Origin of the sequence: Stenotrophomonas sp. GD03819, assembly GCF_029841665.1 — a bacterium.
GTDB lineage: Bacteria > Pseudomonadota > Gammaproteobacteria > Xanthomonadales > Xanthomonadaceae > Stenotrophomonas > Stenotrophomonas geniculata.
In genome coordinates this window covers 46,171-64,943 of the sequence record NZ_JAOCEW010000006.1, presented here as the reverse complement: position 1 = coordinate 64,943, position 18,773 = coordinate 46,171, and the positions used below count along the sequence as shown (strand labels likewise).

Below are 18,773 nucleotides of genomic sequence, written 5' to 3'. Positions count from 1 at the left end.
CCCTGACCCGGCGGCGGCCCTATACTCGACGGTCATGTCGACCGTCGATCCCGTCCTGCTGCTGTTGACCACCTGCCCGGACCGGGCCAGTGCCGAGCGCATCGCGCACGCGCTGGTCGGCGAGCGCCTGGCCGCGTGCGTGACCCGCCTCGATGGCGCGCAGTCGACCTACCGCTGGCAGGGCGAGGTGACCACCGACGCCGAGCTGCAACTGCTGGTGAAGACCACCGCAAGCCGCGTCGATGACGCGATTGCCCGGATCGTCGAACTGCATCCGTATGAACTCCCGGAGTGCATCGCGGTCGAAACCCGGGCCGGCCTGCCGGCGTATCTGGACTGGATCCGGGCACAGACCCGAGAGGACACTGATTGAAGACTCTGTTTGCGCGTGGCGCCGCCTTGTGCGCCCTGATGTGGCTCTCGCTGCCCGCCTTCGCCCTGGATGAGAAGGACCTGCTGCCGGTGGACCAGGCGTTCGCGCTGACCGCCACCGCCCCCGAACGCGGCCAGGTGCAACTGCAGTTCAAGATCGCACCCGGCTACTACCTGTATCGCCACCGCACCAGCGTCAAGGCTGATCCGGCGTTCAACGCTGGCGCGCTGCAGATGCCCAAGGGCGACAAGCACCACGACGATTTCTTCGGCGAAGTCGAAACCTATCGCGAACGCCTGCAGGCCACCCTGCCCGGCACGCCGACCGACGCCGTCGGCACCATCAGCCTGGAAGTGCGTTACCAGGGCTGCGCCGATGCCGGTGTCTGCTACCCGCCGCAGAAGCGCGTGGTGCAGGTCACCCTGCCCGGTAGCGGCGCACAGGCCGCGGCGCCGGCCACGCGTGCCGGCGCCACCAGCCCGTTCAACAACCCGCTGGCCGGTGCCGGCAACAGCGGCGGCCTGCGCCTGCCGGGTGCCGCCAGCAACAGCCAGGCGCTGCCGCTTCCTTCGGAGCAGGCGTTCGGCTTCGACGCCATCGCCAGTGACGGCAACACCCTGCTGCTGCGCTTCAGCCCGGCGCCGGGCTACTACCTGTATCGCGACCGCACTTCGGTGAAGCTGGACGGCAGCACCGGCGTGCTGGCCGACAAGCTGCGCTGGCCGGCCGCACAGTCGCATCGGGACGAGCATTTCGGCGATGTCTCGGTCTACTTCAACCAGGTGGAAGTGCCGCTGCCGCTGCGCCGCGCCGTCGCCGATGCGGTCGACAGCACCCTGGTGGTGACGTTCCAGGGCTGCCAGACCGATGGCATCTGCTACCCGCCGATGTCCCGCCGGGTGAAGCTGTCGATCCCGGTCGGCAAGATCAACGCCAGCACCGATCAGTCGCCGCCGCGCAACGAGGTGATCAGTCCGCTGCCTACCGCCAGCGGCGCACCACGCGAAGCCGCCAACGGCGCCCCGTTGCGCCTGCTGCCGACGGTGCCCAATACGGATGCCAGCACCCCGGCCGTTGCAGGCGCCGAAAATGGCAATGAGTTCGCTGCCGATGCGCGCGGTGACAACGCCCTGCGCACGCGCCCACCGGCGACCACGCCGAATCCGGACCGTTCGTTCGTTTGGGTGCTGCTGCTGGCCCTGGCCGGTGGCCTGGTACTGAACCTGATGCCCTGCGTGCTGCCGATCCTCTCGCTGAAGGTGCTGAGCCTGGCGCAGAGTGGCGAAAGCCCGCAGCGCGCGCGCAGCCACGCCCTCTGGTACACGTTGGGCGTACTGGTCGCGTTCGCGGTGATCGGCGCGTTGATGGTCGGCCTGCGCGCGATCGGCAACGCCGTCGGCATCGGCTTCCAGCTGCAGCACCCGGGCGTGGTGGCAGTGCTGGCCTACATCATGTTCGCGGTGGGCCTGAGCCTGTCCGGCGTATTCACCCTCGGCGGTGGTATCGGCAACCTGGGCCAGTCGCTGGCCAGCCGCAGTGGCCCGGCCGGTGACTTCTTCACCGGTGCGCTGGCCTGCGTGGTCGGCAGTGCCTGCGTCGGCCCGTTCATGGGCGGCGCGATCGCCTACGCGTTCATTGCCCCGCCGCTGAAGGCGATGACCGTGTTCCTGTTCCTCGGCCTGGGTCTGGCGCTGCCGTTCCTGCTGATCGGCTTCGTGCCGGCACTGGCGCGCCGCCTGCCCAAGCCGGGCCCGTGGATGGAGACGCTCAAGCACGTGCTGGCCTTCCCGATGTACGCCACCGCGCTGTGGCTGCTGTGGGTGCTGGGCAAGCAGCGTGGCGTGGACGGCATGGCGCTGGTGCTGGGTGGCCTGCTGCTGCTGGCCTTCGGCCTGTGGCTATTCGAGCGCAACCGCTGGACTGGTTCGCGTGCAGTGACCCTGCTCGGCGTGCTGCTGGCGATCGGTGCACTGGTTCCCGCCTGGGGCGTGACCCAGCTGGCACCGCCGGCACGCGCCGCACAGGCCACCAGCGACAACGTGGTCGAGTACTCGCCGCAGTTGCTGGACCGCCTGCGCGCCGACAACCGCGTGGTGTTCGTGAACATGACCGCCGACTGGTGCGTGAGCTGCAAGGCCAACGAGCGCGCCGTGCTGTCGCGGCCGGAGTTCAAGGAACTGCTCAAGCGCACCAACGCGGTGTACATGCGCGGGGACTACACCAACGTCGATCCGCAGATCACCACGTTCCTGGAAGAGCACAAGGCCGTGGGCGTGCCGCTGTACGTGGTGTACGGCCCGGGCGCACCGCCGACCGTGCTGCCGACCCTGCTGACCCAGGCGGTGGTCGAGGAAGCGCTGCTGCGCACCGCACGATGAAGTGGCAACGGCCAGCGCTGCTGTGGACAGCGGTGCTGGCCGCCGGCCTTGGACTGTGGGCCGGGCATCGATTGGCTCCTGCGCCGGCTGCGCCTGAGGCCATGCCAGCGGCGCCCGCCGTTGCGGCTGCGGCACCCGCCTTGCAGGTTGGCGACAGCCTGCCCGCATTGTCGCTGCCCGATCTTGATGGCCGGCCGCTGGACCTGCGCCAGCACGCTGCCGGTCGCCCGCTGTTGATCAATGTCTGGGCCAGCTGGTGCGCTCCGTGCGTGGAAGAAATGCCGGAGCTTGCCCGCTTCGCCCATGCCCAGGGCGACAACGGCGTGCAGGTGCTGGGCCTGGCACTGGATACCCCGGAAGACGTGCGCGGTTTCCTGCAGCGTGTCCCGGTGGATTACCCGATCGTGATCGAGACCCCGGGGCCGCGCGATGCCAGCGTGCAGCTGGGCAATACACAGGGCCTGCTTCCCTACAGCGTGCTGTTCGATGCACAAGGGCGGCTGGTGAAGGCAAAGCTGGGACCATTCGCCCACGGCGAGATCGACAGCTGGGTGAAGTGAGGGGGGTTTTTGCAGGGCTTGCAGCCCTGCACCCGGCTCAATGCAACGCCAACAGCCAAAGCGGGCGTTCCGCGGGTTGGCGGGGCGATGTCGGAGTGCGGGGACGCTGCAAGTACGTCCCTGAAAGCTTGTCAGCCGCATCCATGCGGCTGACACCCCGCACTCCGACACCGCCCCACCTCTGACAGATCTTCGCGGCTGTTGGTAGGTGTCGACCTTGGTCGACACATCTGTCAGATATCGATATTCAGAACGGAGTCAGACCCCGTGCCGACCAACGGTCGGCACCCACCAAAGCAGAACGCCGTTCCGACAGATCGCAGGAAACTGTCGAAGGCGGGGTGGGTCCGGTTGAGGGGGACGGCGCAAGTACGTCCCTGTAGCCTTGGCCACGGCATCCATGCCGCGGACACCCCCGCAACCGGACCCACCCCGCCAACCCACGGAAAGCCAGCTTTTGACGTTGACGTTGCTCCGGCTTGTAGCGGGTGCAGGGCTGCAAAGCCCTGCAACAAAACCCTCCTTGACCGTAGCCCGTCCGCCACGGAGAATTCCGCGACTAATTCTCATTTGCTGTTGCGCAGGATGCGGGCGGCAGCCTTCCTGGCCCTCCTCCTTCGATGTTCAAGAACGTCCTGTTCCAACTGCACTGGCTGCTGGGCATCACCGCCGGCGCCGTACTGGCCGTGATGGGCCTCAGCGGCGCCGTGCTGTCCTTCGAGGATGAACTGCTGCGGGCGGCCAATCCCGGTTTCGCCGAGATTGCCGAGCACCATGCCGACGGTCAGCTTCCGCTTGAACTGAGCGAGCTGGTGCCGCTGCTGCAGGCCGACAGTAATCGCCCCCTGCAGCGCCTGCGCGTGGATGCCACCGGGCTGCGGCCCTCGGTGGCACGCTTCGCCGGTGGCAAGGAACACTGGGTCTACTTCGATCCGTACAGCGGCGAGCGATTCAGCGCCCTGCGCGGGCAGGCGTTCTTCGATTTCGTCGAGGACCTGCATCGCCACCTCGCCGCCGGCGAGCGCGGCAAATGGATCACCGGCAGCTGTGCGATCGCCCTGCTGTTCTTCACCCTGTCCGGCCTCTATCTGCGCTGGCCGCGGCGCTGGTGGCACTGGCGCAGCTGGTTGGCGGTGGAATGGAAGCGCAGCGGCCGTGGCTTCCTGTGGAGCCTGCACTCGGTGGTCGGCACGTGGGTGCTGCTGATCTACCTGATGAGTGCGCTGACCGGCCTGTGGTGGTCCTTCGACTGGTATCGCAGCGCCGCCAACACCCTGCTTGGCGTCGCACCGGCCGCCAAGCACAAGATCGCCACCGGCGCCGCCCTGAACCTGGAACGCGTCGAAGCCACGCTGTACGCACTGCCCGGCGTGCGCACCGGCTACATCGACCTGCGCCTGCCGGAGAAGCCCGGGCAGGCACTGAATGTACGCGTGATGGCCGGTGATCCGTCGCAGCGCGGCGGCCAGCATGACCGCGCGCATGATCTGCTGCAGCTCGACCCAGGCACGGGTGCCACGCTCGATGCCCGCCCCTATGCACGCCAGGGCGTCGGCGCGCAGCTGGCCACCAGCGTGTTCGCGCTCCACTCGGGCAGCTACTTCGGCGTGCCCGGGCGTGTCGTGGTGATGCTCAGCAGTTTGGGCATGAGCCTGTTCTTCATCAGCGGCTGGATGCTCTATCTGGACCGCCGACGCAGCCAGCGCGCTGCGCGTGGCCTGCGCCAGTCGCTGCCAGCAACGCCTGCCGATGGCGGTGGCACGCCGTGGCTGGTGGTGCATGCCAGCCAGAGCGGACTGGGCGAACAACTCGCATGGCGCGCAGCCGCGCAGCTGCAGGCATCCGGTCATGCGGTGCAGGTGCTGCCGCTGGCCCGCGTCGATGCCGTGCAGCTGGCATGCACCGCGCAGGCGCTGTTGGTACTGAGCACCTTCGGCGATGGCGAACCACCGGATGCGGCGCGAGGTGCTGCACGACGGCTGATGGCACAGACACTCGACCTGTCAGGCCTGCAGTTTGGACTGCTGGCGCTGGGTGATCGACAGTACCCGCACTACTGCGGCTTCGGCCGCCAGGTTGATGGCTGGCTGCTCGGCAACGGCGCGCGCCCGTTGTTCGACCGCATCGAAGTCGATGCCGCCTCGGTCGCGGCGCTGCGCCAATGGCAGCTGCAGCTGGGCGCGCTGACCGGCATCGCCACCGATGACAGCGTGCTGCCGGCGGCCACGCAGATGCATGAGTGGCGGCTGCTCGGCCGCGACCGGCTCAACCCGGGCAGCGTGGGCGGCGCCATCTGGCGCATCTGTCTTGCGCCACCGGCCGAGGTGCAGTGGCAGGCGGGCGACATCCTGCATATCGCGCCCCGGCACAACGCGCGGCATGCCAGCGCGGTGTTGAAGGCACAGGGGCTGGATCCGCTACAGCCGCTGCTGGTGGACGGCCACCCACGCACCCTGCTGGCGCTGGCCAGTGAACGCGAGCTGCCCGAGGCCGACGCCGCGCTGGCGGTGCAGGATCCGTGCCTATGGCTGGCCGGCCTGCCGATGCTGCCCGGACGCGAATATTCAATCGCCTCGTGCACCGAGGATGGCGCGGTGGAACTGGTGGTACGACTGGTGCACGACGACACGGGCCGCGCCGGGCTCGGCTCGGGCTGGCTGTCGCTGCATGCACCGATCGGTGCCAGTCTCGTCGCCCGCGTGCACCGCAATCCCGGGTTCCACCGCGTCGCCGGTGCACCGATGGTGCTGATCGGCAACGGCACCGGCATCGCGGGCCTGCGCAGCCTGTTGCGCGAAGCCGCGCATGCAGGCGAGGACGGGCACTGGCTGCTGTTCGGCGAACGCCAGCGCGCGCATGACTTCCTGTTCGCCGACGAGATCGAGGCCTGGCAGGCCAATGGTCATCTTGCGCGGGTGGACCTGGCGTTCTCGCGCGATGGCGACGGTGGCTATGTACAGGATCGCCTGCGTGCGGCGGCCGATGCCCTGCGCAACTGGATGCAGCGTGGTGCAGTCATCCACGTGTGCGGTTCGCTGCAGGGCATGGCCGAAGGCGTGGACCAGGTGCTGCGTGAAGCACTCGGTGATGAGGCGGTGGAAACACTGCTGGAGAACGGCCGCTACCGTCGCGACGTGTATTGATTCCTGCCAGCGCGCATTGGCCTGAGCCGAGCATGGGCTCGGCTCTACAGTGTGCCTGCAGCCGATGTAGAGCCGAGCCGACGCTCGGCTGATTCCCGGCCAGCCGACAAGGAACCGCAGGCTAGGCCGCCGCAGCGCGCGCCTGTGGCATCGACTGCAGACGGAACGCGCCCACCGCTTCCGCCAGCGCATGCACCTGCGCCTGCATCTGCGCTGTCGAAGCACCCACCTCTTCCACCAGGCTGGCGTTGCGCTGGGTACTGGCTTCCATCTGCACGATGGTCTGGTTCACCTGGGCGATGCCGGCATGCTGGTCCTGCGACGCGCTGCGGATACCGGCCAGCAGATCCGCCAGTTGCTGCACGCTGCCGACAATCTCGCCCATCGTGGTGCCGGCCTGTTCGGCCTGCTGGTTGCCCTGGCCCACACGCGCCACCGAATCCTCGATCAGGCCCTTGATCTGTTTGGCCGCCTCCGCGCTGCGTTGTGCCAGCAGGCGCACTTCTGCGGCCACCACGGCGAAGCTGCGGCCCTGCTCACCCGCGCGCGCGGCTTCCACCGCAGCATTCAACGCGAGGATGTTGGTCTGGAAAGCGATGCCATCGATCAGCTGGGTGATGTCGCCGATCCGTCGCGAGGCCTCGCTGATGCCCTGCATGGTCGCGGCCACCTGGCCAACGGCCTCGCCACCGCGCTGGGCCACTGCCGCCGCGCCCTTGACCAGCACGTCGGCACGGCCCGCGGCATCAGCATTGCGGCCAACGGTATCGGTCAGCTCGTGCATCGACGCTGCCGTCTCTTCCAGGTTGGCCGCCTGCTGTTCGGTACGCTGCGACAGGTCATGGTGACCGGCAACGATCCCGCCAACGCCGGCATCCAGGCTGGACGTGGCGTGCTGGATGCGGGTGACGATGCGGCCCAGTTGCGCGACGGTGGCGTTGGCATCGTCGCGCATGCGTGCGAACACGCCCTGCAGCTCACCTTCCATGCGCACGCTGAGGTCGCCGCGGGCCAGCGCGGCCAGAAGCGCCTGCAGATCGCCGAGGTTGGTCTCGAAGGTGGTCAACAGGCGATTGATGCTGGTCGACAACGTACGCACAAAGCCCTGCTTTCCCTCCAGCGCGATGCGCCCGTGCAGGTCGCCGTGCGCGGCGGCGTCGACCAGTGCGGCCACTTCGGTTTCCAACAGGGTTTCCAGCGCACGGCTGCGCCACTCCACCGCCACACCAAGGAACTGACCTTCGTCGATGATGGCGTTGGCAATCAGCTGGTAGCGCACCCCTGCATGGCCGATCTCGCGCTCCTCGCGCTGGCGCACACCGGCCAGGCTGGCCAGTGCCGGATGCAGGCGTACCGCATCGCTCGCCACCAGATCTTCAACCTGGAGGTCAAGCTGCTCCAGCAGCGCCGGATTGGCGTAGGCGACCTGCCCTTCCGCATCAATCACCATCAGCCCGGTCTGCGCGCTGTCCAATGCCTGGCGCACCCGGGTATTGCCGCGCGCCACGGCACGCTCGGTCTCGATGCGCGCACGCAGGCGCTGCTGCATGTCGACCAAGCGCTGGGCCAGCTGGCCGATCTCATCATTGGCGTTGTAGACGCGCAGGGTGGTGTCGAGGCGGTCGTCAGCGATATCGCTGGCGAAGCGCAGGGTGTCCTGGATCGGCTGGCGCACCGCACGCAGCACCAGCATCAGGCTGGTGATCAGCACGCCGGCCACCAGCAGCAGGGTCAGTGCGAACAGCACGCTCATCGTGCGTGCACCGGCCTGCTGGCGCGCCTGCGCCGTGGCCAGCGCCGCCACCTGCGCCTGCTGGAAGGCGGCCAGCGCCGGTGCTACGCCCGCGGCGGTATCCAGCAGCGACTGCGCTTCCACATCCAGGCCGACGCGGGCAGCGGTATACCCCAGCAATGCGGCCTGATACGCCTCCATCCCGGTGCGCAGGGTGTCCTGCGCATCTGCGGGAAGGCCCGCCAGCGCGAGGTCGAACGGCAGCTTTTCCTCGCTGGCGCGGTCGGCGTGAGTGGAGTCACCGTCGAGCAGCAGCAGTGCCTCCTGCCTTCGCATCTTCTGCAGTGACAACGCCAACGACGGCCGCTGCAGCGCATCCACCTGTACCTGCAGGGTATCGGCGGCCTGCTGCAGCTGCGCGGCGAGGCCGGCATCACCACGACCCATCTCGTCGACACGTTCGAACAGGGCGGCCACACCCTGCGAGAACGCGTCGGCGGCTTCGGTCAGCGCCTGCAGGGCCTTGCGCCGGCCAGTATCCATCGGCGTCGCGCGCAGCGCCTGCAGATCGGCCTGCAGTGCCTTCTGCGTGGCCAGCAGCTGCGCGCGGTCGGCATCATCGAAACTGCGTGCATACTGGGTCTGCAGGCGACGCGCTTCGGCCACCCGCGTAGACAGGCTGGCGGCCAGATCGCTGCCGCGCTGGTAGCTGGCCTGGCTGCGCGCAGCCAGTGCGTTGGCATGGCCGGTCCAGGCGTAGACAGCGGCGATCGCGACCAGGCCCAGGCCACAGACCCACAGGGTCGCCTTGAGCTTGTTGGCCACGCTGAGCCGATGCGGCTGCAGCCAGCGCAGCAGGCCGGGGGACGCCGAGTGCAACGCGGCAAGGCGCGTGCGCAGGGACCGGAGGTGGGGGACAACGGCCGACATGACAGACTCCAGGCGGAAAGACGCACCTGTATCGGCCGGATTCAGGGCAACTTTAGCGCCTTCTTCGTCCGGGTCCCCCCGTCGCGGGTGGACGCGGCCTTTGTACAGGGTGCAAGCGACGGGGGCATGACACGGGCGCCGCGCTTGACCTCAACCCCGGTTGGGGGAGCACAGTGGACGTTCCTCCCCGCCCGGTGCCTCCATGACGACGCTCGATGTCCCCCGCTACCTGCAACGCCTGCAGCTGGATGCGCCGCCACCGCGGACCCTGGCTGGCCTGACCCTGCTGCAGCAGCGCCACAACGCACTGCTGCCCTTCGAGACCCTCAGCTGCCTGCTGCGCGACGCGGTGCCGATCGACCTGGACAGCGTGCAACGCAAGCTGCTTGACGACCGCCGCGGTGGGTACTGCTTCGAACTCAATGGCGGCCTGCTGGCCCTGCTGCAGGCACTGGGCTTTGATGCGCAGCCGCTGAGTGCGCGCGTGCTGCTGGCAGCGCATGACGGCGAACTGACCGCGCGTACCCATCTGCTGCTGCGCGTGCATGTGGATGGGGACGACTGGCTGGTGGATGCCGGTTTCGGCAGCCTGACCCCGACCGTGCCGCTGCGGCTGCACGATGCGCAGCCGCAGGCCACGCCGCATGAGCGCTATCTGCTGCAGCGTCTGCCTGACGAGGGCGACTTCGTGCTGTCAGCCGAATCCAGCGACGGCTGGCGGGCGATGTACCGCTTCGATCTGCAGGCGCCTGCACCGATCGACAACGTGGTGGGCAACTGGTACGTATGCACCCACCCCGATTCCAGCTTCCCGGGCCAGCTACGCGTGTCGCTGACCGGACCGGACTGGCGCCGCACCATCGGCAGCGGCAACTACACCGAGTACCGCCCCGGGCAGGCGCCGGACAAGCGCCCGCTGCATGATGTGGGTGATGTGCGTGACGTGCTGCAGCAGCGCTTCGGCATGCAGCTGCCGGACGACCCGCGACTGGACCCGGCCATCAATGACTGGCTGCAGCGCTCGCGCGCCGCGACCTTGTAGGGCCGAGCCCATGCTCGGCTGAGCTGGAGCGGCTGGGCCAACAGCAGCCGAGCGTGGGCGGGCTCTACAGAGCTGCGCGTGCCTGCAGCGCAATGCGGTTGCCTTCGCTGTCGCGGATCTCGGCCACACGCCAGTCACCCGCGTCGGCCGGGCCGAAGCGCAGCTCAGCTCCCGATTGCAGTGCACGGTCGAGGCTCGCATCCAGGTCATCGACGCCGATGTAGATGCGGGCGCCCTGCTCGGAGGGCCGGTAGTCCGCGCCGTGCACCAGCGCAATGCTGGCACCGGCGGCGTCATCGGAGAACGGCAGGTAAGCCATCCGGCAGTCGTGCAGCACGATAGGTTCGTCCACCGCGACCTGCAGCCACCGCTGGTAGAACGTGATGGCCCGGTCCAGGTCACTGGCCGGGATTTCCACATGCAGGATCGGGTTCACTGGCACGCCTTGCTCGGTCCACTCAGATGATGCGCAGGGTAATCGCCTTCAGCACTGCACGGGTGCGATCGCGGGTGCCCAGCTTGTCGAGTATGGCCGACACGTAGTTCTTCACCGTGCCTTCGGCCAGGAACAGGCTGCGCGCGATTTCCTTGTTGCTGTATCCACCAGCCAGCAGGCGCAGGATCGCCACTTCGCGTTCCCCGAAGGTATCGGTGGGCGGTGCTTCGTCGTGGAAGCGGTAACGGGCGCGCACCGGCTCGGTGCTGACCGGCAACAGCAGGGTTTCCCCCGCGGCGACGCGCTCGATCGCTTCACGCAGGTCTGCGGGCACGGCGTCCTTGAGCAGGAAGCCCTGTGCGCCGGCCTCGCTGGCACGCAGCAGCAGATCACTTTCATCGAAGGTGGTCAGCAGCAGGCACGGCGTGGCATCACCGCGCGCGCGCAGCTGGCGCAGTGCCTCGATGCCGTCCATCCCGGGCATGCGGATGTCACTGAGCACCACATCCACGCGCTGGGCAGCCAACGCGTCCAGCAGCGCCTGGCCCTCTTCGGCCTCCAGCACCACGTCTACCCCCAGGCCCTGCAGCAGCGCGCGCAGACCCGCACGCACCAGCGCCTGGTCATCGGCCAAGGCAACGCGGATCGCGGCGCCACTCATGCCGGCAACCATGCGGTCAGGTGCATGCCGCCCTGTGCGGTTCGCGCCAGCTCCAAACGCCCCTGTACGGCCGCCAGGCGCTCGCGCATGCCGGCGATGCCATTGCCCTCGCGGATGCGTTCGGCGCGCTGGCCGTCATCGCGGATATCGATACGCAACCGGGAATCCTCTTCACTGATCGTCAGCCAGACGGTGTCTGCATTGCCGTGGCGGGCGGCGTTGGTCAGGGCTTCCTGCACCAGCCGCAGCACGGTCTCGGCCATCAACGGGTCAGCCACGCGCACCCCGTCGCCGATCTGCAGCTGCAGCTTTGGTCGTGGGAAGGGTGCGGCCAGCGCATGCAGTGCGGTGGCCAGATCGAGGCCGCGATCATCGCGCATCGATTGCACCACCTGGCGGATGTCGGCCAGCAACTCGCCGGACAACCGTTCCGCCAGCACCAGTCCCTCGCGGCCGGCCAGTGCTGGGTCAGCGGCCAGGGCGCGCAGGTTGAGCCGCATCGCGGTGAGCTTGTGCCCAGCCACATCGTGCAGCTCACGCGCCAGGCGCAGGCGCTCGGCATCGCGTGCGCTGTCGGCCAGCAGCGCGCGGGTAGCCAGCAGGTCGGCGTTGACCCGGGCCAGGTCATCGCGGGCCAGCGCCGTGCTGCGGGCATAGTGGGCGGTCAGTGCGGCGAAGGCCTGGAAGCCGCCATAGAGCAGCACGACCAGCAGCGGCTGGCTGAAGCCGCTGTGGCGCAGCGCGGCATACACCGCCAGGTTGGCCAGCAGCGCAACGCCCAGCACGAAGCGCGGCGGCCAGTGCTCGGCCAGCTGTGCGACCAGCACCACCAGCAGCACCGGAGCAGTTCCGGTACGCGGCTGCAGCGCAACCAGCGCAACCGCCAGCAGCGCCTGCAACACCGCAGCGACGGCGCGCACGCGGGATGGCATCGACGCCCAGCCGTGCACCACGAACAGCAACAGGAACACGGCAAGCAGCAGCAGGCTCAGCCCGGCACCGTTGCGCTGTACAGCGAACGACAGGCCCACCGCCAGCACGGTAACCAGGCCGGCAAGGCTGAGAGGACGCAAGAGATGGCGGAACAGGCTGGGCATGGCCAGATGCTGACCGCCGCACACGCCGGCGGCAATGGGTCCAGCGCAGAAAGTGACTTCTGGCACGTCGAATCGATGACCACTGGCCCTGAACCCCGTGCACCGCGCCACCCAGACTGGCGCCACACCGCCACACACACTTCCGGAGCCACTGCCATGATCCGCACCGCCCTGCTCAGCACCGCCCTGACTGCACTGGCCCTGGCCGACAGTGCCCACGCCGCCGACCTGGCCGTGACCGTGCACGACGTCCACGCGCAGAGCGGCACCCTGCGCGTTGCGCTGGTCGACAGCGGTGCCGCCTGGGACGGCAAGGCCAAGCCCGTGCAGGCCCAGCAGGCGGCGCCCAGCGGCGACAGCGCTCACTTCACGTTCAAGGGTATACCGGCCGGCAGCTATGCCGTGCTGCTCACCCACGACGAGAACGACAACGGCAAGCTCGACATCAACCTGGTCGGCATGCCGGTGGAAGGCTACGGCTTCAGCAACAACCCGCAGGTGATGCGCAAGCCGACCTTCGACGAAGCACGCGTCAACGTGCCAGCCGCTGGCGCCGCCATCGACATCACCCTGCGCTGATTCCGCATCCAGACCCGAGGCCACCATGGACCGTCGCCACTTCCTTCGTACCTTGCTCAGCAGCAGTGCCTGCCTGGCCCTGGGCGCCACCGCGCTGCGCAGCGCTCCCGCCTTCGCCGGCGACCCGGCGCGGTTCGCGCAGGGTATGCAGGAACACCCCTGGCTGCTCGGCTGGCGCAGCGTCGGCAGCGAAAGCCTCGGCCCGGCCACCGTGCAGCTGCAGGGAAAGCTGCCGTCAGGCCTGGCCGGTACGCTGTACCGCAACGGCCCGGCGTGGACCGAGCGCGATGGCTTCCGCTACGACCACTGGTTCGACGGCGACGGCATGGTGCATGGCTGGCGTTTCAATAGTGATGGCAGCCTGACCCATCACGGGCGCATGGTCGCCACGCCGAAATTCACCCGTGAACAGAAGGCCGGCCGCTTCCAGTATCCGGCTGCCGGCACCAGCGTTCCCGGTGCGCTGGCGGTACGCAACAACGATGATGCCAACGTGGCCAACACCTCGGTGACGATGATCAATGGCCGCCTGTTCGCGCTGTGCGAATCCGGTTCTGCGTTCGAAGTGGACCCCGATTCGCTGCAGACGCTCGGCCCGGTCACCTGGCGCCCGGACCTGGCCGCGCTGCCGTTCTCGGCGCACCCGCTGACCGATCGCGACGGCAGCCTCTGGAACTTCGGCTCGATCAGCCTGATGGGGGGCCATGGCCTGCTGGTCTGGCACATCGGTGCGGACGGCCAGCTGCGCAGCGCCAATGTGATCGAAACACCCGAGCATGGCTACCTGCATGCCTTCGCGATGACCGACCAGCACCTGGTGTTCGTGATGATGCCGTTCGATTTCACCGGCGCAGGTGGCAGCTTCTTCGAGCGCATGCAGTTCGCACCGCAGCGTCCTGTGCGTATCGCGGTGGTCGCCAAGGATGCGCCGGACAAGGCGCAATGGTTCGATGCCCCGTTCGCGGCGATCTATCACTTCGGCGACGCGTTCACCCGCGATGGCGGCATCGTGCTGCGCGCAGTACGCCATGACGACATCAACGAGGCGCGCTCGCCGATGAAGGAAGCGATGGCCGGTGACGGTGCACATGCGGCCAACAGTGGCGCCAGCCTGGTCGAGCTGCATCTGGACCTGCGTTGTGGACAGGCCCGCTGGGAGACGTTGGGCATCAGCGCGGTGGAGTTCCCGTTGTTCGACCCGCGCTCGACGAACACACGTGGCGCACGGCTGTATGCGCCGACCATCGACGGCCCGGCCACCGCACCGTACTTCAACGCCGTGGCTGCGTTCGACATCGATCGCGGGCGCCGCCAGCGGTGGAACTACGGGCCGGACATCATGGCCGAAGAGCATGTGTTCGTACCGCGCCCGGGCAGCCGCGACGCTGATGATGGCTGGCTGATCGGCACCCTGCTTGACCCGGTCAACAAGCGCAGTGGCCTGGCGGTGCTGGATGCGCGCCATGTGGATGACGGCCCGCTGGCACAGGCCTGGCTGCCGTATGCGGTGCCACTGGGCTTCCACGGCACTTTCGCCGCGCACGGCTGAGTCCACGCTACGCGGACACCGTTGTTGGCATGCTGGGTCTCCCCTGCCCCGTGGAGTCCTGCATGTCCTTGGCCGACCATCGAAGTACGCTGGCACCGCACGGTTTCCTGCGCGTGGCGATCAACCTGGGCAACCCGGTGCTGGCACAGGGCGATGCGCGCTCACCGCGCGGCCCCTCGCTGGAACTGGCTACCGCATTGGCGCAACGGATGGGGGTGCAGGCACGCTTCACCTGCCACGATGCCGCAGCCTCGGTGGTTGCCGCAGCGGGCGAAGACGGCTGGGACCTGGCTTTCCTGGCCATCGATCCGGCACGCACCGACCGCATCGCCTTCAGTGCCCCGTACGTGGAGATCGAAGGCACCTATCTGGTTCGCGAGGACAGCCCTGCGCGGCAGGTGGCCGACCTCGACCGCGAGGGGCTGCGCATCGCGGTGGGGCGTGGCGCGGCCTATGACCTGTTCCTGAGCCGTGAACTGCGCAACGCCACGATCGAGCGGGCGGAGACCTCGGCGGCGGCCATCACCCTGTTCGATCAGCAGCGTCTGGATGCCGCCGCCGGCGTGCGCCAGCCGCTGGTGGCCTGGGCACAGGCGCATCCCGGCCATCGCGTGCTGGCCGACCGTTTCACCGCGATCCAGCAGGCCGTGGCGGCGCCAGCGTCGCGCCCAGCCGAGGCACTGCAGACGCTGTTCGACGAGGTGGAAGCGATCAAGACCGGTCCCTTGCTGGGCGAAGCGTTCGCGCGTGCCGGGCAGGCAGTCACGCTGGTGCGGTGACTGTAGAGTCGGGCCATGCTCGCCTGCTTCTTCGAAAGACCAGTCGAGCATGGTTCGACTCTACAGATGCAAGATCGAGCACCGCGCCACGCTACAGATGCGCGTCTGCCATGTGCCGCACGTGCTCGGCGGCCTGCGCATGCAGCCAGTCGCGGAACGCGAGGAAGCCACGATGGCTGGCCGAGCGCTGCGGGTACACCAGCCAATGTGGCCAGTCGGTCTTCAGGCGCTGGCTGGACAGCGCGACCAACTGGCCCGAATCCAGCAGCAGCCGCGCCCGCGTCACCCGCCCGAGGGCCACGCCCACGCCATCCAGAGCGGCGCGATGGTGTGCCTCCGAATCATCCAGCACCGCCACGAAGCGCGACGGCGGGCTCTGCCCACTCAACGCGAACCAGGCGCCCCATGCCCCGTCCGGATCACCCAGCAGCGGCCACTGGGTCAACGGCACACGGTCGACGCCTCCCATGCGTTCGATCAGCGCCGGGCTCGCCATTGGCAGCAGCCATTCGTCGAACAGCGGCTCCACCACCAGACCTGGCCATTGCCCGCTGCCCAGCCGCAGCGCGGCGTCGAACTGGCGCTGCCGCTCGAAATCAATCAGGCGTTCACTCGACTGCAGGTTGATCTCGATCTGTGGGTGCTCTGCCACGAAGTGACCCAGGCGCGGCACCAGCCAGGCCGACGCCATCGACGGTACTGCGCTGATCGTCAGCACGTGCTCGGCACGTGCGGCATAGGGCTGGAAGGCTTCGTTGATCGCATCCAGATGCGGACCCACCTGGTCGAGCAGGCGCTGGCCCTCCAGGGTGAGGGTGACACCACGCGGCTGGCGGATCAGCAGCGGCTGCCCGAGCCGTTCTTCCAGCTGCCGCATCTGATGGCTGAGCGCGCTGACGGTCAGGTTCATCGACGCCGCCGCGCGCGACAGGTTGCCGAGCCGGGCGGCGGCCACGAAACCCTGCAGGGCATGGAGCGGTGGGCGGGACATCAGGCTTGAATTCCTCTCAAGGCACGCTTGCGGAAATGTCGCTTTTTTCCCCGTCCATGCTGCCCGTATCGTGCAATCCACTCAAGTGGAGGCACGCTCATGAACATCTTCGGCGGCTTGTTGTTCCTGCAGGGCCACGTGGCCAGCACCGAGCTGGCACGCCAGCTGGCCAGCCCTACCACACCTGCCCCGCAGTGCGCGCAGCAACCGGCTGCGCCTGTTCAGCCGCCGAGAACCCGTTGAACGCTCCTCACCCTGCGTACCAGCGTTGGACGTGTTCAGGCAGCCACGGGATCGGATCGATATCCAATGCCCGACAACCGTCGAGGGTGTCACGCAGCGCGCGCTCGCCGGGGCCACTGGGCAGCCGCAGGCCTTCCTCCTCCGGAAGTTGCACCGCAGCCCAGTCGTGCAGCTGGTCCATGCGCAGGCACAGGGCGGCCCGCAGCCACGCCTTCAGTGGATAGCAGCGATAGCCTTGTTCGCCCAACGCGAGAATTGCATGCGACAAGGCCTGGTTGGCACCACGTACCCATTCGGTGCGACCTCCAGCCTTGTCCTGGACCGTCATCGGCGCCGGCGCGCGGTGCGCCTTGAACGGCGAACGCAGCTGCAGCTCCAGATCTCGCGCATCGCGCTCGCTTTCCGCTTCCACCAGTGCACCGGCGTCGAGGTCGAAGAACTCGAACCAACGCCGGTGCAATGCGCTGATGCGTCCGAGCGGATCACGTGAGAAACCGATCTTCGCGTAGTCTTCCCACGCACAGGGGAAGACGTAGGCGAAGACACGACCGTCGATGCGGATATCCGACTGCATGTGCGCAGGCTGCCTCGACAACAGCCCGGGTGCAACCGGGCGTTACCGTGGACGCTGCAGCGCCTCCTGCACCGCCGCAGCCACGTCGGTGTTGTCGATGTAACTGCCGTCGTTCCAGCGCACGTGCTGACGGTAGCCGGCATCAACGCCGCGCACGCGCTTGCCCAGCAGTTCCGACCCCGCGCCCTTGGCCCACAATGGCACCAGTGCATTGGAATGGTTGCCGGTGGGACGGAAACTGATCCCGGGCATGCGGCCGCGGCCGTTGTTGCGTACCGGAGAGAAGGCAACGGCCTGTGCATCCGGGCCCATCGGCATGCTGTTGTCGTGGTCGGTGGTAACGATCAGCAGGTTGCGCTCCCAGCCACCGTTACGCTCGATCCAGTCGACCACCGCCGTCACCGCGTTATTGAACTCCATGGTCTCTTCGATCAACCGGCCATACTGCGGCTGATCGCTGCACTGGCCGTAATGCCATTCGGTGCCGCAGGCACTGGTGTGTGCGGCCCAGTCGGTGGCGCCACCTTCCACCATCAGGTACAGCCCCTTGGACGAGCGCTGCTGCAGGAACTGCAGCGCGCCGCGGGTCATGGTCGCCAGATCGGGGACGCTGTCGATCTTCCTCACTCCCGAAGGCGTGGCTGCATCCTTGCCCAGCACCTGCAGGCGGCGCGCCTGCTGCAGGGTGTTGGCCACGCGCGGTACACCGATCAGCGGCCTGTCGGCCGGCAACCGTCCCTGCGCCAGCGCGGCGAACGCTTCCTTGCTGCGGATCAGGCGCCACGGTCCCGCCGGATTGCCGGCGATGGTGCTGCCCGCTTCCAGCTGCTGCCAATCCTGCTGCGACACCCACTCCCATGGATTCGCGCAGCCCTCTGCGTTTGCGGCGTCCGTGCCTTCGTTGCAGGCGCGGCCGTCGACGCTGTAGCCCGGGCCTCCGGTGCCCATCACCAGGTCCATGTGGCCCTGCGCCAGCATCTGGTGCGCAATGGCGTGATAGCTGCTACGCGATTCGTTCTGCGCTGCGAATGCGGCCGGTGTGGCGTGCGCGAACGGTACCGAAGTCACTACACCGGTCGCCATGCCCAGGCGCTTGGCGCGCAGCGTATTGAACTCGACCGGCTGGCCATCGTTGTTGTAGTTGATGGCGTTGTTGTAGGTCTTGATGCCCGAGGACAACGCGGTGCCCGCCGCCGCACTGTCGGTAGCCACCGCGGCCAGGTACTGGTAGCCGGCAAACGGCAGGTCCTGCGCAGGAACCGGCGTGTCATCCCAGGCCTTGCCCGGGTCGTAGCCAAGCGTCTGTGCGTTGTCGCGGGTCGGCTGGCTGCTGGCATTCAACGGGAAGGTGGTTACCGCCAGGCGCAGCGGGAAATCCGCATAGGGTGCGCCTTCGCGGCGGCCATACTGCCAGTAGGCCGCCGCGTCCCAGGTACCCCAGCCGGCACCGTCGTTGATCATCACGATCACATTGAGCGGACCGGCTTCGGCGGAGGAAACAGCCTCGGTGCGCAGGTTGGGCTGGCAGCCGCCAAGTGCGGCCAGCGCGAGCAGCAACGAAGAATGAAGCCAGCGGCGTGGAATGCGTGCAGTCATCGGATGTCCCGTCGGGCCATCGGCGGCCCGCAATGATGTTACGTTATATCGTTGCAATATTTCAGCTTCGTGCAGCCGCCGCACACTATCCTCCAGGGCCCCCACTGTCA

General features: G+C 68.0%; 16 protein-coding genes. 9 read left to right on the top strand and 7 right to left on the bottom strand.

Annotated features, from left to right (window positions below; translation table 11 throughout):
• Positions 1–34: 34 nt before the first annotated feature.
• From cutA to N5D45_RS05285, 4 genes are all read left to right on the top strand, one after another.
• A complete protein-coding gene (gene cutA / locus N5D45_RS05300) occupies positions 35–373 on the top strand; it encodes a divalent-cation tolerance protein CutA (protein WP_010481118.1) in 339 nt (112 codons plus the stop codon).
• Positions 370–2,751 (top strand): protein-disulfide reductase DsbD, encoded by a 2,382-nt coding sequence (locus N5D45_RS05295; protein WP_057504197.1) that lies wholly within the window; start codon positions 370–372, stop codon positions 2,749–2,751. Before cutA ends, N5D45_RS05295 begins: the two co-directional genes overlap by 4 nt.
• Positions 2,748–3,311, top strand: a complete 564-nt coding sequence (locus tag N5D45_RS05290; RefSeq protein ID WP_049452950.1) for a TlpA disulfide reductase family protein — start codon at positions 2,748–2,750, stop codon at positions 3,309–3,311. The genes N5D45_RS05295 and N5D45_RS05290 overlap by 4 nt, the downstream gene beginning before the upstream one ends.
• 620 nt (positions 3,312–3,931) lie before the next feature.
• Positions 3,932–6,454 carry a sulfite reductase flavoprotein subunit alpha gene (locus tag N5D45_RS05285; RefSeq protein ID WP_057502399.1) on the top strand — a complete coding sequence of 841 codons (2,523 nt, stop codon included), beginning with the start codon at positions 3,932–3,934 and terminating at the stop codon, positions 6,452–6,454.
• Between the two features lie 121 nt (positions 6,455–6,575).
• Here the strand turns inward: N5D45_RS05285 and N5D45_RS05280 are convergent, their stop codons facing one another.
• Positions 6,576–9,116 carry a methyl-accepting chemotaxis protein gene (locus N5D45_RS05280; protein WP_279938527.1) on the bottom strand — a complete coding sequence of 847 codons (2,541 nt, stop codon included), beginning with the start codon at positions 9,114–9,116 and terminating at the stop codon, positions 6,576–6,578.
• Positions 9,117–9,318: 202 nt separating this feature from the next.
• Between N5D45_RS05280 and N5D45_RS05275 the strand changes: the two genes are divergently transcribed.
• Complete coding sequence (locus tag N5D45_RS05275; RefSeq protein ID WP_019338949.1) at positions 9,319–10,158, top strand: arylamine N-acetyltransferase; 840 nt, start codon at positions 9,319–9,321, stop codon at positions 10,156–10,158.
• A 64-nt stretch (positions 10,159–10,222) separates the two neighbouring features.
• On the opposite strand, the gene N5D45_RS05270 is transcribed toward N5D45_RS05275, so the two are convergent.
• From N5D45_RS05270 to N5D45_RS05260, 3 genes are read right to left on the bottom strand one after another with little or no spacing between them, the layout of a single operon-like run.
• Entirely contained in the window at positions 10,223–10,594 is a 372-nt protein-coding gene (locus N5D45_RS05270; RefSeq protein WP_019338950.1) for a VOC family protein, read from the bottom strand.
• A 22-nt stretch (positions 10,595–10,616) separates the two neighbouring features.
• Positions 10,617–11,255 (bottom strand): response regulator transcription factor, encoded by a 639-nt coding sequence (locus N5D45_RS05265; protein ID WP_029550907.1) that lies wholly within the window; start codon positions 11,253–11,255, stop codon positions 10,617–10,619.
• Positions 11,252–12,352: a histidine kinase gene (locus tag N5D45_RS05260; RefSeq protein ID WP_057502402.1), complete on the bottom strand. Its 1,101-nt coding sequence runs from the start codon at positions 12,350–12,352 to the stop codon at positions 11,252–11,254. The genes N5D45_RS05265 and N5D45_RS05260 overlap by 4 nt, the downstream gene beginning before the upstream one ends.
• A gap of 156 nt (positions 12,353–12,508) precedes the next feature.
• Here N5D45_RS05260 and N5D45_RS05255 point away from each other — a divergent pair, with 156 nt between their 5' ends.
• The 3 genes from N5D45_RS05255 (at position 12,509) to N5D45_RS05245 (ending at position 15,259) form a co-directional block, all read left to right on the top strand.
• Complete coding sequence (locus tag N5D45_RS05255) at positions 12,509–12,931, top strand: DUF2141 domain-containing protein (RefSeq protein ID WP_057502403.1); 423 nt, start codon at positions 12,509–12,511, stop codon at positions 12,929–12,931.
• A gap of 25 nt (positions 12,932–12,956) precedes the next feature.
• Positions 12,957–14,480 (top strand): carotenoid oxygenase family protein, encoded by a 1,524-nt coding sequence (locus tag N5D45_RS05250; RefSeq protein ID WP_057502404.1) that lies wholly within the window; start codon positions 12,957–12,959, stop codon positions 14,478–14,480.
• 62 nt (positions 14,481–14,542) lie between these two features.
• Complete coding sequence (locus N5D45_RS05245) at positions 14,543–15,259, top strand: ABC transporter substrate-binding protein (RefSeq protein WP_279938526.1); 717 nt, start codon at positions 14,543–14,545, stop codon at positions 15,257–15,259.
• Between the two features lie 91 nt (positions 15,260–15,350).
• Here the strand turns inward: N5D45_RS05245 and N5D45_RS05240 are convergent, their stop codons facing one another.
• A complete protein-coding gene (locus N5D45_RS05240) occupies positions 15,351–16,250 on the bottom strand; it encodes a LysR substrate-binding domain-containing protein (protein WP_010481100.1) in 900 nt (299 codons plus the stop codon).
• A gap of 99 nt (positions 16,251–16,349) precedes the next feature.
• Between N5D45_RS05240 and N5D45_RS05235 the strand changes: the two genes are divergently transcribed.
• Positions 16,350–16,493, top strand: a complete 144-nt coding sequence (locus N5D45_RS05235; protein WP_167345302.1) for a hypothetical protein — start codon at positions 16,350–16,352, stop codon at positions 16,491–16,493.
• 7 nt (positions 16,494–16,500) lie between these two features.
• On the opposite strand, the gene N5D45_RS05230 is transcribed toward N5D45_RS05235, so the two are convergent.
• Together N5D45_RS05230 and N5D45_RS05225 are read right to left on the bottom strand one after the other, a co-directional pair.
• The gene (locus N5D45_RS05230) at positions 16,501–17,067 is read right to left on the bottom strand and encodes a GIY-YIG nuclease family protein (RefSeq protein WP_057502405.1); all 567 of its coding nucleotides are present in this window, start codon (positions 17,065–17,067) and stop codon (positions 16,501–16,503) included.
• Between the two features lie 42 nt (positions 17,068–17,109).
• Entirely contained in the window at positions 17,110–18,663 is a 1,554-nt protein-coding gene (locus N5D45_RS05225) for an alkaline phosphatase (protein WP_057502406.1), read from the bottom strand.
• Positions 18,664–18,773 lie beyond the last annotated feature (110 nt).